This window comes from Aquirufa regiilacus (assembly GCF_032470275.1).
GTDB lineage: Bacteria > Bacteroidota > Bacteroidia > Cytophagales > Spirosomataceae > Aquirufa > Aquirufa regiilacus.
Map to the genome: position 1 here is coordinate 343,669 of NZ_JAVNWW010000002.1, position 12,819 is coordinate 356,487.

The following is a 12,819-nucleotide window of genomic DNA, read 5'->3' on the forward strand; positions in this document are numbered from 1 at the left end:
CGATCGTTTCGGATCGGCTTGATTTAAAAGTGTTTGTTCTTATTTATTTACAATGACCTTGCCAACGAACGATTTGCCGCCATCAGCCTTGATTTGTAAAATATAGATTCCATTTGCTAATCCACTCACTTCTAAGATTGAAGTTCCGTCTGTGTTAGCAATTTTACCTGCGTATACTGGACGACCTACCATATCATAAAGTGTGATTTCGCCATTAGTCCAATCTTCTAAGATTTGAATTTGAACCTTAGCTGTTAAATCAGAGCTAGATGCTGCTGTAATTGGGTTTGGATAAACCGCTACACCTGAATAATCTGGATCAACTGTGTACGTGTATTTAACTGCATCAGTAATACAAGTTAATGGAGTGCCGTCGACTGTATATAAATATTTACGAGCAACTGTATAATCGCCTGCCGTTTTAACTTTAGAAATGTATGTTTTCGGAGTCAATAATGCTGAGCCGAATTTCCAAACGTACTCACCAGCTCCTGTTGCGTTAACCGAAGCAGCAGAAGGGAAGTTTGTTGCTTTTAATGTATAAACGCCTTCTTTAACAATCTTCGTATCAGATGCTAACGCTGGATTAGGTTGAGCTACTACTTTGATAATATTCGAATTCAATGAAATACAACCATTGATATCACGTGCAGTCGCTGTGTACGTTCCGCTTGTTTTAACATCCGCTAATACCTTTCCTTCAAATTTTGTGCTCCAAATAACATCGTTTGTTGAAGTTGCTACTAAGCTCACTGTATTGATTGTACCAGTTTCTGACTTAACACAGAAATAAGGTGAAGCAGCATTAACGGTTGCGATTGATGGTGCAGCTGGCAATGGCAAAACTGTGATGACAACTGGGCTTGATGCTAATGAATAACAACCGTCTGTATTAATTAGACGTACTGTATAGCTACCATCTTTATTGATGCTCGCCGACTTGCCTGTTGCATTATTGCTCCATTCGTATTTAGTTGTTTCTCCATCAGGAAGATCAGATGATTCTAGTACAGCTTCAATTGGAGTTCCGAAACACCAGCCTAATTTTGTTTTAGCTGTGATACTTGGAGTAACAGGACGTTCATAGTTTGTAACCGCAACAGCGTCAGAAAGAGCTGAATTACATCCGTAGTTAGTCGTATACGAAACTTGTACGGAAATGTTTGTATTTGCCTTGATTGTAGATAAATTTCCTAAGCTAGTCTGTTCAGTACCGTTCACATACCATTTGAATGATGTTGGGACTGTCGGTTTAGCAGGCATCAAGTATCCTTCTTGCTTGATTAGGCTAGTAGAGTCAACATTCAATGTTGTCACACCTTCTAAACAATATTTATTGTTTCCTAAAATGACAGGTTTGTCTAATCCTACTTTATTGATGTTAAAGACATTCGAATCTGAGAATCCACATACTCCTGGACCACCTTTCGACCAAACTCGAACAAAATAGTTTCCTGATCCTGTTGCACTCAATACACCTGTATTGTTGACAGTTACTGCTGAGTTGTTATAGAAAAATTGGTATGACATCTTTCCATCATATGCAGCAGACATAACAGGCTTCAGATCGATAGCTGTTCCATTACAAATTTCTGTCCAATCTCCACCACCTAAAGCAGCTGATGAAGAAAGTCTTAAATTTCTTGGCGGGTAAAATTCTTTACCTATGAATAAACCTCCTCCAAGTTGAGACTCCGGATATACCGTTACGACGGCATTGTTGCTGTCTTGATAAAGACCATTGAATTTACATTTAGCTAAATATGTTCCTTCGGCATAGTCACCGCTTAAGGTCAAAATACCATCAAATTCAGCCCAGACTACTTCAGTAGCTCCACCAGGCTTAGTCCATTCAACCTCATCATAGCAACCTTCAGCTTTCAATCGTACAACGGCATCTGTAGGGTTTTCGATGTAAGCACATGTGCGACTATCCACAGTAACTTGTCTTGCCGATTCGTTTACATTTGTAGGTAACATGAATATTTGAACCGTTGCCTTAGGATCAGAGGATGCAGTTGCTCCAACACACTGAACGGTATATTGGTATTGACTCTTAGGGTCGGGTTGCCAAGGGGCATTACTATCCCCACTGCCCAATACTACTGTTGATACAGTGTCCGTGCTACTCGAACCATAGCTTAGATCCCAACTTGTTGCCATGTCTGATGTTTGACCTGCCGCATTACTTGCCGACCAATCATATCCTGAGGCACAGCCCGAAACCTTAAAGAAAACAGAATAAGTGTTGATTCCATTCATTTTGACGTTTGAGGCGCCATTAATGAGGGGTGTCGTCTGTGAAAATGCGAATACACTAACAAATGTCAGGGCAATCGAGAGGGAAAATTTGAATAATTTATTCATTATGATAAGGAATAATTGAGTAGATGTTCTGGTTAAAAACTATTGGTTACTTTTTCAAATGCCAAGTTAAAAATTATTTTTTAAATTAAATAGAAAAATTATTATTTGGTAGCTATTGGGCATTTTTTTAGTAACGTGATATCTTGTATTTTAGTGTACACCGTAGCTAAAATATGTTTATTTTTGTCGCTACAATTTACATTCAAGTAAACCAATCGCGTTCATGGAAGAATCCAAATCCAAATCTTTGAATTTTTTAGAAGAAATCGTTCAAGCAGACCTTGCTGCAGGCAAATATCCACAGGGGATTTTTACTCGGTTCCCTCCTGAACCTAATGGCTACTTACACATTGGTCATGCGAAAAGTATTTGCTTGAATTTTGGATTAGCTCAAAAGTTTGGAGGAAAAACGAATTTGCGTTTCGATGATACAAATCCCATGACTGAAGAAACGGAATACGTGGATTCAATCAAGTCGGATGTTGCTTGGTTAGGGTTTGAATGGGAAAATGAACTTTATGCCTCAAATTATTTCGAGCAAATCTATCAATTTGCCGTTTCATTAATTAAAAAAGGCCTAGCCTATGTGGACGATTCCTCTGCTGAGGATATTGCCGCACTGAAGGGTACTCCCACGACTCCCGGAACAAACAGTCCATATCGTGACCGTTCCGTAGATGAAAATTTAGCGCTTTTTGCTGCGATGCGCAATGGTGAATTTCCTGATGGTGCTAAAGTGTTGCGCGCCAAAATTGACATGGCGCACCCCAACATGCACATGCGCGATCCTTTAATGTATCGCATCCGCCATGTGCCTCATCACCGGACAGGTAATCAATGGTGTATCTATCCCATGTATGATTTTGCTCACGGGCAAAGTGATTCGATGGAAGGTATCACGCACTCGATCTGTACATTGGAATTTGATGTGCATCGCCCTTTGTATGATTGGTTTATCAATAAATTGGAAATTTTTACCTCGCATCAGTATGAGTTTGCGCGCTTAAATCTTTCCCATACCGTGATGAGTAAGCGTAAATTGCTTCAAATGGTCAATGAGAAAGTTGTGTCGGGTTGGGATGATCCACGTATGCCAACTATTTCTGCGCTTCGTCGAAGAGGTTACACTGCTGCATCCATTCGCAATTTCTGTGAGCGTATCGGCGTTGCTAAACGGGACAACTTGATTGACATCAGTTTGCTAGAATTCTGTATTCGTGAAGATTTGAACAAGATTGCCGACCGCGTCATGGCTGTCATGGATCCCGTGAAACTGATTATTTCGAATTATCCAGAAGGACAAACGGAGGATTTATTGGTTGAAAATAATCCAGAAGACCTTGTAACTGGAAAAAGAATCGTGCCTTTCTCTCGTGAGTTATACATTGAACGTGAGGACTTTATGGTAGAGCCTCCTAAGAAATTTTTCCGTTTAGGTCCAGGATTACAGGTCCGTCTGAAAGGAGCTTATATTATTACGTGTGATCATTTCGAATTGAATTCCGACGGCTCTGTCAAAGAAATTCATGCCTCTTATATTCCTGAAAGTAAATCAGGGCAAGACACTTCTGGAATTCATGTGAAGGGAACAATTCATTGGGTATCGATTCCACATGCTGTTCAAGCGGAAGTTAGACTTTTTGATCGACTATTAATTGTGGAAGACGCGTCGGAGTTAGGCGATGATTTTGTTAAATTCGTTAATCCAGAATCATTACAGATTATCGAAAATGCGTTTGTAGAGCCTAGTTTAGCAGAAGCGAAGATCGGCGAAGCTGTTCAATTTATTCGCAAAGGATACTATTGCTTAGATCGTGATTCGAAACCAGGCCATCTCGTATTTAACCGCACGGTAACCTTGAAGGATACCTGGGCAAAAGAACAAAAAAAATAATTATTTTTTGGCGAAAAGGGAATCGACAAAGGTTGTTTTGTTGAAAACTTGCAAGTCGGAGACTTTTTCGCCAACTCCAATATATTTCACCGGAATCTTGAATTGATCCGAAATTCCAATCACAACACCCCCTTTAGCGGTACCATCCAACTTGGTGATGGCCAAGGCAGTTACTTCAGTCGCTTTGGTAAATTCTTGTGCCTGAATGAATGCATTTTGGCCAGTGGAACCATCCAATACCAACAATACTTCATGCGGAGCTTCTGGAATGAATTTTTGAACAACACGTTTCATTTTAGACAATTCTGTCATCAAATTTACCTTCGTGTGTAAACGTCCTGCTGTGTCAATGATGACGATATCTGCCTGCATTTCTACCGCTTTTTTTACCGTATCAAACGCCACTGCAGCCGGATCCGTATTCATTCCATGGTCAATCACCGGAATGCCTACGCGCTCCCCCCAAAGTTTTAATTGATCCACCGCCGCTGCACGGAATGTGTCCGCGGCGCCCAGGACAACCTTTAGGCCATTTTGATGAAATTGAGACGCTAATTTTCCGATGGTCGTAGTTTTACCGACTCCGTTAACTCCCACCACCATGATCACATAGGGCTTTTGTTTCGGCTCAGCAAAAGCATTTTCAATGTCGTACGATTTATTTTCATCGAGCAATGCAGCCACTTCTTCGCGCAATACTTGATCTAACTCTTCCGTGGAAACAAATTTGTCGCGCTCAACGCGGCGCTCGATTCGCTCAATGATTTTAAGCGTGGTAGCAACGCCTACGTCCGAGGTTAATAAGATCTCCTCAAGCTCATCTAATACATCGTCGTCTACTTTGGATTTTCCCAAAACCGCACGACCCATTTTGGAAATAAACCCATCTTTGGTTTTTTCCAAGCCTTTTTCTAAGGCCTGCTCGAGGTCTGCTTGCTCTTCTGGAGCTGGTTTTTTCTTGAGAAAATCAAATAATCCCATTCGATTGTACGTCTTTTATGAGTTGAAGGTAAACAAAAAAAAGTCCCCGAAAAAGGGACTTCAATATGCTAGCGATAAATTACCGACGAAAAAACTAGTTTTTCAATGCAGCGTTAACCTCATCTTGAAGAATGATTTCTTCTTTGAAGGTATAAGCTCCTGTCGTTGGGTTTTTAACCGCCTTGATGATTTTAGCGTATTTTACACCGCCTTCTTTCTTTAGTGTTGCAACTACTTTCTTAGCCATGATTCGTGGGTATTAAACCTTATTTAATTTCTTTGTGTAGAGTAACTTTCTTCAATACTGGGTTGTATTTCTTCAACTCAATACGAGCAGTTGTGTTTTTACGGTTCTTCGTCGTGATGTAACGTGACATCCCTGGTAGACCCGACTCTTTGTGCTCTGTACATTCCAAAATTACTTGGATGCGATTTCCTTTCTTTGCCATAATTGTAAAATCTGTTTACGCCTCGATTCGAAACGGAATGCAAAGGTATAAGAAATATTTTTTTTGCCAAATAGTTTTGCCAAAATATCTGATAAATAATTGATAATCTTCGCCTACTCAACTTCCGAGGCTTTTAAATGTGAGATACTTTCTACATTTTTGTTCAATGAATTCCATTCAATACGAATTTCTTCCCCATAATTTTCAAGATTCCGACCCGAATCAGTATCAGCTCGCTGATCTGAAATCGGAGGAAATGTTGATTTCGCTCGGCCCACAGCACCCATCTACACATGGTGTTTTGCGCCTGGAAGTCATCTCGGACGGAGAATTGGTCGTAGATGTAGTCCCGCATTTGGGTTATTTACATCGTTGTTTCGAAAAACACGCCGAAGCACTTCCCTTTAATCAAATCATTCCCTACGTAGACCGTCTTGATTACATGGCCTCCATGAATTCAGAGCATGCCTATGTCATGGGAATTGAGAAAATGCTTGGAATATCGGGGACGCTTCCCAAACGGATTGAATACATTCGGGTTTTGGTTGCTGAATTAAACCGAATTGCATCTCATTTTGTGGCAATAGGAACCTATGGATTAGACATCGGAGCATATACCCCTTTTTTATGGTTAATGCGCGATCGGGAACATATTCAACGTCTGTTGGAATGGCTTTCGGGAGCTCGAATGCTCTATAATTACGTCTGGGTAGGTGGTTTGTTCTATGACCTTCCTGTTGGTTTCGAAGAGCGTACAGCGGAATTAGTCCCTGTCATCAAAAATACAATTGCTGAGGTTCAAAAAATCGTTGAAGAAAATTCGATTTTTATTAAGCGTACAGCTAATATCGGCGTATTGCCTTTAAATCTAGCAATAAATTATGGCTGCACAGGCCCTGTATTACGCGGTTCAGGTTTAGCGTTTGACTTACGAAAAGTAGATGCCTATTCCGTTTATCCGGAATTGGAATTTGATGTTCCAGTAGGGGAAGGGTTAAAAGGCCAAACGGGTGATTGTTGGGATCGAAATCACGTGCGTGTACTCGAATGCATTGAATCGCTTCGAATCATCGAACAATGCTTGTCGGCATTAACGGGCGAACATGCACGAACGAAGGCATTTGACCCACAAGAATTTGTTCCCAAGAAAATTAGACCTGTTGCTCAAGATATTTATGCCCGAGCAGAAAACCCTAAGGGAGAATTAGGGTTTTACATTCGTGCCGATGGCAAATCGGATATCCCGTCACGTGTGAAAGTGCGCGCATGCTCCTTTCATCATTTGTCGGTGATTCCGGATTTAGCTAGAGGTGCTTATTTGGCCGACTTAGTGGCTATCATTGGATCCATGGATTTAGTCATGGGCGAAGTAGATCGATAATTATGATACAAGAATTTTTGCCCGCGCTTGAAGCCGAAATTAAACAACAATCCTTGGGAGATTCTCCACAAGAGTTGTATGATCCTATTCGCTATTTGATGCAATTGGGCGGCAAGCGGATTCGTCCCGTGCTTTGTTTATTGTCCTATTCCTTGTTTAAAGCAGATTGGAAAAAGGTCGTTCCTACGGCTCTTTCAATCGAGATTTTTCACAATTTCACCCTGATGCATGATGACATCATGGATAAGGCTCCTTTACGTCGTGGAAAGCAAACGGTGCATGAAAAGTGGAATGATAATATCGCGATTTTATCGGGAGATGTCATGCTCGTAAATGCCTATCAATACTTGAATCAATGTCAGCATTTGTCATTAGGGGAATACCAACATTTGATTACGCGGTTTAACCGGACGGCAGCGGAGGTGTGTGAAGGCCAGCAAATGGACATGAATTTCGAAAGTCGATCTACCGTTACGGTGGATGAATACATCGAAATGATCCGTTTGAAAACATCCGTATTGATTGGTTTATCGATGGAGATGGGGGGTATTTTGGCTGGAGTTGACACTGCTAAAGCAAAAATTCTTTATGAAATTGGCGAATGCATCGGTTTAGGTTTTCAATTAAAAGATGATTTGCTCGATGTTTACGGCGATCCTGAGAAATTCGGGAAACAAGTTGGAGGCGATATTTTGGCCAATAAGAAAACGTATTTATTGATTCGTGCCCTTGAAACAGCACAAGGGGAGGCGCTTGATACCTTGAATCACTGGTTAGCGGCAAACAATCCGAACCCAGTTGAAAAAGTGGCAGCAATTACTCAGCTTTATACAGATCTGGGGATACGCAATGAGACCGAGGCAAAAATTAATCAGTATTTTGATCAAGCCTTTCAGGCGATAGACCAACTAAACCTGCAAACAGCACAGCAAGAGGCCTTAGGGAAATTCTTAGCGGGGTTGGTTGATCGGGAAGTTTAATGTAGTTTTGTAGGCTAAATTTTAATGGGCATCGCCCACATTCGATGGGGAATACAAATTCACTCAGTTTCATGTTGATGGCCATTACGGTCGCGATTTCGCTCCTTGCTTGGCAAAAGCCAGCCTGGTTAGATGCGATGACAATGTCTCCCTATCGAATCAATAAAAAACAAGAATATTGGCGGTTTTTGACTTCTGGTTTTATACATGCCGACTTCACCCATTTGTTCTTTAATTTATTCTCCTTTTACTTTTTTGGGACACAATTGGAGTATATCTTCTCCATTATTTTTCCGGGGAATGGAGGCTATGTCTATGTGGTATTTTATTTGCTTGCCATTTTGGTGGCGGATTTACCTACCTATTTCAAACAGCGAAATAATTCTTATTTTAACTCTTTGGGTGCTTCAGGTGCCGTTTCTGCGGTTATTTTTGCGGGAATTATGTTTTTCCCCACAGAGAAAATATATCTCTTCGGGGTTCTTGGGATCCCTGGATTTATCTATGCTGGCTTATTTACCTGGTATTCCATTGCGATGGACCGAAAGGGGCGAGACTATGTTAATCATTCCGCACATTTATATGGGGGGCTTTTTGGTGTGCTGTTTATCACATTGACCCGCCCTTCCACCTGGATTGAGTTTATTCAACAAATAATGGCGATGCTCGGATGAAAAGAATAGCGATTTTAGGTTCGACGGGTTCCATCGGAACGCAAGCGTTGGATGTTGTGATGCAACATTCGGATGCCTTCTCGGTATCGGTGTTAACCGCACAATCGAATGCAGATTTATTGGTCGAGCAAGCCTTGCAATTTAATCCTAGCCATGTGGTCATTGGGGATGAGCTAAAATATGCCTTTGTGAAGAAAGCCCTTTCGGGTACTTCTATACAGGTACTTGCCGGTGCGGATGCCTTGCAAGAAGTCGTTTGTTTAGACAATGTCGATATAGTTTTGACGGCTTTAGTAGGTTATGCGGGTTTGCTGCCTACGGTGAAGGCGATCAAAGCAGGGAAGCCGATTGCGCTGGCCAACAAGGAAACGCTTGTGGTAGCAGGTTCTTTGATTATGCCTTTGGCGCGCGAAATGGGAGTTCCTATTTTGCCAGTGGATTCAGAACATTCGGCAATATTTCAATGCCTCATGGGCGAGTCACATAACCCCATTGAGAAAGTTATTTTAACCGCATCTGGTGGACCCTTTCGAGGGAAGAAACGAGCGGATTTGGAACAAGTAACTCGGGCTCAAGCTTTAAAACACCCGAATTGGTCGATGGGAGCAAAGATTACGATCGACTCGGCTAGTTTAATGAACAAGGGCTTAGAGGTTATTGAGGCGGCTTGGTTGTTTGATGTGAAAGCCTCTCAAATTGATGTGGTGGTACATCCTCAATCCATTGTGCATTCCTTGGTTCAGTTTGAAGATGGGTCTATTAAAGCCCAGCTTGGTTTACCTGATATGAAATTACCCATTCAATTTGCTTTAGGTTATCCCAAACGCATGCAGGCCGATTTTCCTCGATTTGATTTTAGGAATTTCGCCTCACTGACTTTTGAGCAACCGGATTTGGAAACATTCCGAAACTTAGGTTTGGCTTTTCAAGCCTTAGATCAAGGGGGTAATATGCCTTGTATCTTAAATGCTGCGAATGAAGTAGCGGTAGCGGCCTTTTTAAAAGATGAAATTGGCTTTTTAGAAATGTCTGATTTACTTGCCGATTGCATGGCTAAGGGAACTTTTTTGCTCAATCCAAGCTTAGAGGACTATATTACAACAGATAAATTAACGAGAGAAATGGCCCAATTATGGGTTAAACAACAAAATAAATAAGGTATGGAAGGTTTGATTATGGCAGGACAGCTAATCTTGGGGCTGTCGATTTTAGTAACATTACATGAGTTTGGGCACTTCATCACAGCCAAATGGTTTAAGATGCGCGTGGAAAAATTTTATCTGTTTTTCGACTTTTTATTCCCGATTCCAACGGTTTTAAACTTCGCGATTTTTAAGAAAAAAGTGGGCGATACGGAATATGGTTTAGGTTGGTTTCCCCTCGGTGGTTATGTGTCAATAGCAGGTATGATTGATGAAACGCAAGATGCTGCAACTTTAGCGAAAGAACCTGAGCCTTGGGAGTTTCGTGCGAAACCCGCCTACCAACGACTTATCGTGATGTTAGGTGGCGTTATCGTCAATATCATTACAGGCGTTGTTATTTTTGTTGCCTTGACTTTCTCCAATGGAAACAACTTTATTTCGAAGGATGAGTTGAATAAGAACGGCATTGTCGCTTTGGAATTAGGTAAACAAATTGGTTTAAAAACAGGAGATAAGGTTGTCAAAGTCAATGGGGCTGATTATACATCATTGGCTGATTTACGCACGTCGGATGTCTTGTTGGGCGAAAATTCATCTTACACCGTCTTGCGTGATGGTCAAGAAATTGAAGTCAAAATTCCATCCAATTTCATCGAGAAATTAAGTGATAAAAAGGCGGCTTTCATCGAACCGATGGCTGCGTTTAAAGTGGCTGAAGTTGCAGCGCCAGAAGAACCCGGGAGTCAAGATGGCGAGTTATTGCCAGCGTTTTCAGCAGGCTTAAAAGCGGGTGATTACATTACAGCGGTGAATGGACAAACGATTCAATTCTACCATGAGATCAAGGAAGTTTTAGGGAAAGAAGCGGGTAAGCCTATTAAATTAGCCATTAACCGCCAAGGTAAATCGGATACCTTATCCATGGTGGTTTCAAAAAGTGGACAAATTGGGTTTCTTCCTGAATTGTTGATCAAAACAACACACGAAGACTATACGTTTGCTCAGTCATTGAGTATTGGGACAGGCCGCGCATTCTCAGTCATTTCGGATAATGTTCGTGGGTTCAAAAAGATTGCAACGGGCGATGTGTCAGCATCAAAAGCCTTGAGTGGACCTATCGGAATTGCTCAGATGTTTGGGGGTGTATGGGATTGGAATCGTTTTTGGATGTTGACAGGCTTATTGTCCATGGCATTAGCTTTCATGAATATTCTGCCTATTCCTGCTTTGGATGGTGGACACGCGATTTTCTTGCTTTACGAAATGATAACAGGTAAGCCGGCATCGGAAAAAGTATTGGAGCGGGCCCAACAAGTAGGCATGATTATTTTGCTTGCTTTAATGGCTTACACATTTGGGAACGATCTAGTTAAAGCATTTTTCTAGCATTGAAAAAAGGGCTTATCTTATTGTTTTTCATGACTTTTCCACTCTTCGGAAACGTACATCCTTTCCACTCAAGTGTGGGCGAGTGTGTTTATAACCCCAAAGAAAAAGTCTGGGAAATCAGTATTCGTTTATTTCAAGATGACTTGGAGCAAGGTCTTGTACCAACCCCTAATTACTTGGACACATTTGTTGAAAGAGTTGTGTAATAATTGTTTGTTTTTGGGTTTAAATTTTGTCTAAAGTATTTATAATTTTGATTTAAATCATCCACATTTTCGTTTTGGTTTTCGGATAAATTTTGTTCGAGACGTTTTTGGTTCGTGATGTGGATATTTTGTTCCCATTTTTCAATGGGTGTCATTTTGATTGCTTTGTGGAATCTTCGGGTGTTATACCAGATGGTGTGTGCGAATATTGTTTGTTTTGCATCATAAAACCCCGTGAATTCGTAACGTTCGATTACTTCCCGCTGAATGATGGAATGAAAGGCTTCGATGTAGGAATTTTCTTCCGGTGTTGCGATGTGAGTGAACTCTTGATTGGCTTCCGCTGTGCGAAGGTATTGCTTTACGTTGTTGGCGATAAATTGAGATCCATTGTCATTTCGAATGGTTACTCCTTTGATTCCGTATTCGTTGTTTATTCGTCTAAATGCATTGATGACATCAATTTGTTTGATGCTTTTTTGAAATATCTGATCCACGATTTTACGAGAAAAGACATCGATGATTGTTAGCAAGTAAAAGTTTCTTTTTTCGCCGTGTACATAGACGTATTTAATGTCTAGGCATAGGTATTCCATTGGATAGGAAGCCTGAATCTTACGGTGCTGGACAAACTTGCGTTTGCCGCTGGTTCGTATCACTTTACCCAAAAGCAGGTTGTGTTCGTCCATTAATCGGTAAACTTTTTTCTTGTTAATGTAATAATCAAGCTTGCGTAATTCCCCTGTTACATTTTCATACCCGTAGCAGCAAAATTCTTGCGAGAGGATGTCTTTAATTTGCTCGATAACGATCTGATTTTCGACCTTCTCTCCATCTTGTTTCCACGTATGAGAACTGGCTTTAACGCCCGGTTTTCCACCTGTAGACTTATAATAGTAAACGCTGGAAGGAAGGTTAGACCAAGATAAAAGCATACGTGTAGGAGCCTGTTGAATGTATTGTGAGACGATCATCTTCTTGTCTTGGTTAGCACAGGGCTTTTTTTTAAAAGCTCTGATTTGAATTCTATCTCCAATGCTTGTCGAGCGATAATTCGTTTCAATCGTTCGTTTTCTTCTTCCAAAGCTCTAAGCTCTGGATCTATTCGCTTATAGGCAGACTTTAACCCTTCAACTCCTTTGGAAAGGTATTTAGTCCTCCACTTAGCATATAGACTAGGTGATAAATGATACTTCCGACAAGTAACAACATTGCCTTCTCGCTGTCCTTCTTGAAGAATAGCTAAGCGATCCTCCGGACTGAAAATTCTTCTTTCTCTTTTCATAGTTCCCTAATTTAATTGGTTCTAAACTCTTTTTAAAATTTAGTCCAGTCTATTAGGGGGTTAGTACA

The 12,819-nt window shown here is 41.0% G+C and carries 13 protein-coding genes; 7 read left to right on the plus strand and 6 right to left on the minus strand.

Annotation, left to right across the window (positions count from 1 at the left end; genetic code table 11):
* Positions 1–39 precede the first annotated feature (39 nt).
* Positions 40–2,367 carry a T9SS type A sorting domain-containing protein gene (locus PQG45_RS07490; protein WP_315575044.1) on the minus strand — a complete coding sequence of 776 codons (2,328 nt, stop codon included), beginning with the start codon at positions 2,365–2,367 and terminating at the stop codon, positions 40–42.
* Positions 2,368–2,590: 223 nt separating this feature from the next.
* Here PQG45_RS07490 and PQG45_RS07495 point away from each other — a divergent pair, with 223 nt between their 5' ends.
* Positions 2,591–4,261 (plus strand): glutamine--tRNA ligase/YqeY domain fusion protein, encoded by a 1,671-nt coding sequence (locus PQG45_RS07495; protein WP_315575046.1) that lies wholly within the window; start codon positions 2,591–2,593, stop codon positions 4,259–4,261.
* Here PQG45_RS07495 and ftsY read toward each other — a convergent pair whose 3' ends face one another.
* The 3 genes from ftsY to rpmG form a co-directional block, all read right to left on the minus strand.
* Entirely contained in the window at positions 4,262–5,242 is a 981-nt protein-coding gene (gene ftsY, locus PQG45_RS07500) for a signal recognition particle-docking protein FtsY (RefSeq protein WP_315575048.1), read from the minus strand.
* Positions 5,243–5,336: 94 nt separating this feature from the next.
* Complete coding sequence (locus tag PQG45_RS07505) at positions 5,337–5,489, minus strand: DUF4295 domain-containing protein (RefSeq protein ID WP_109324168.1); 153 nt, start codon at positions 5,487–5,489, stop codon at positions 5,337–5,339.
* 19 nt (positions 5,490–5,508) lie between these two features.
* Positions 5,509–5,691, minus strand: coding sequence for a 50S ribosomal protein L33 (gene rpmG / locus PQG45_RS07510; RefSeq protein WP_109325429.1), 183 nt, complete (start codon positions 5,689–5,691; stop codon positions 5,509–5,511).
* A gap of 166 nt (positions 5,692–5,857) precedes the next feature.
* Between rpmG and PQG45_RS07515 the strand changes: the two genes are divergently transcribed.
* From PQG45_RS07515 to PQG45_RS07540, 6 genes are all read left to right on the plus strand, one after another.
* On the plus strand, positions 5,858–7,072 hold the full coding sequence (locus PQG45_RS07515; RefSeq protein WP_315575056.1) for an NADH-quinone oxidoreductase subunit D: 1,215 nt from the start codon (positions 5,858–5,860) through the stop codon (positions 7,070–7,072).
* A 2-nt stretch (positions 7,073–7,074) separates the two neighbouring features.
* Positions 7,075–8,052 carry a polyprenyl synthetase family protein gene (locus tag PQG45_RS07520; RefSeq protein ID WP_315575058.1) on the plus strand — a complete coding sequence of 326 codons (978 nt, stop codon included), beginning with the start codon at positions 7,075–7,077 and terminating at the stop codon, positions 8,050–8,052.
* A gap of 71 nt (positions 8,053–8,123) precedes the next feature.
* Entirely contained in the window at positions 8,124–8,726 is a 603-nt protein-coding gene (locus tag PQG45_RS07525; protein ID WP_316070594.1) for a rhomboid family intramembrane serine protease, read from the plus strand.
* Positions 8,723–9,883 carry a 1-deoxy-D-xylulose-5-phosphate reductoisomerase gene (locus PQG45_RS07530; RefSeq protein ID WP_315575061.1) on the plus strand — a complete coding sequence of 387 codons (1,161 nt, stop codon included), beginning with the start codon at positions 8,723–8,725 and terminating at the stop codon, positions 9,881–9,883. Before PQG45_RS07525 ends, PQG45_RS07530 begins: the two co-directional genes overlap by 4 nt.
* Before the next feature lie 3 nt (positions 9,884–9,886).
* Positions 9,887–11,257: an RIP metalloprotease RseP gene (rseP, locus tag PQG45_RS07535; RefSeq protein WP_315575063.1), complete on the plus strand. Its 1,371-nt coding sequence runs from the start codon at positions 9,887–9,889 to the stop codon at positions 11,255–11,257.
* A gap of 32 nt (positions 11,258–11,289) precedes the next feature.
* Positions 11,290–11,466: a DUF6702 family protein gene (locus tag PQG45_RS07540; protein ID WP_316070595.1), complete on the plus strand. Its 177-nt coding sequence runs from the start codon at positions 11,290–11,292 to the stop codon at positions 11,464–11,466.
* Here PQG45_RS07540 and PQG45_RS07545 read toward each other — a convergent pair.
* Both PQG45_RS07545 and PQG45_RS07550 read right to left on the minus strand, forming a co-directional pair.
* A complete protein-coding gene (locus PQG45_RS07545; RefSeq protein ID WP_236633171.1) occupies positions 11,433–12,440 on the minus strand; it encodes an IS3 family transposase in 1,008 nt (335 codons plus the stop codon). The two genes, PQG45_RS07540 and PQG45_RS07545, sit on opposite strands and share 34 nt — an antisense overlap.
* Positions 12,437–12,751 (minus strand): transposase, encoded by a 315-nt coding sequence (locus PQG45_RS07550; RefSeq protein ID WP_130895643.1) that lies wholly within the window; start codon positions 12,749–12,751, stop codon positions 12,437–12,439. Before PQG45_RS07550 ends, PQG45_RS07545 begins: the two co-directional genes overlap by 4 nt.
* Positions 12,752–12,819: the final 68 nt, after the last annotated feature.

Bases quoted from the DNA above. Each gene is read 5' to 3' on its own strand.
- PQG45_RS07550 (WP_130895643.1), bottom strand. From the start codon at position 12,751: ATGAAAAGAGAAAGAAGAATTTTCAGTCCGGAGGATCGCTTAGCTATT.
- PQG45_RS07505 (WP_109324168.1), bottom strand. From the start codon at position 5,489: ATGGCTAAGAAAGTAGTTGCAACACTAAAGAAAGAAGGCGGTGTAAAA.
- ftsY (WP_315575048.1), bottom strand. From the start codon at position 5,242: ATGGGATTATTTGATTTTCTCAAGAAAAAACCAGCTCCAGAAGAGCAA.
- PQG45_RS07515 (WP_315575056.1), top strand. From the start codon at position 5,858: ATGAATTCCATTCAATACGAATTTCTTCCCCATAATTTTCAAGATTCC.
- rpmG (WP_109325429.1), bottom strand. From the start codon at position 5,691: ATGGCAAAGAAAGGAAATCGCATCCAAGTAATTTTGGAATGTACAGAG.
- PQG45_RS07540 (WP_316070595.1), top strand. From the start codon at position 11,290: ATGACTTTTCCACTCTTCGGAAACGTACATCCTTTCCACTCAAGTGTG.
- PQG45_RS07520 (WP_315575058.1), top strand. From the start codon at position 7,075: ATGATACAAGAATTTTTGCCCGCGCTTGAAGCCGAAATTAAACAACAA.
- PQG45_RS07525 (WP_316070594.1), top strand. From the start codon at position 8,124: ATGTTGATGGCCATTACGGTCGCGATTTCGCTCCTTGCTTGGCAAAAG.
- PQG45_RS07490 (WP_315575044.1), bottom strand. From the start codon at position 2,367: ATGAATAAATTATTCAAATTTTCCCTCTCGATTGCCCTGACATTTGTT.
- PQG45_RS07545 (WP_236633171.1), bottom strand. From the start codon at position 12,440: ATGATCGTCTCACAATACATTCAACAGGCTCCTACACGTATGCTTTTA.
- PQG45_RS07530 (WP_315575061.1), top strand. From the start codon at position 8,723: ATGAAAAGAATAGCGATTTTAGGTTCGACGGGTTCCATCGGAACGCAA.
- PQG45_RS07495 (WP_315575046.1), top strand. From the start codon at position 2,591: ATGGAAGAATCCAAATCCAAATCTTTGAATTTTTTAGAAGAAATCGTT.
- rseP (WP_315575063.1), top strand. From the start codon at position 9,887: ATGGAAGGTTTGATTATGGCAGGACAGCTAATCTTGGGGCTGTCGATT.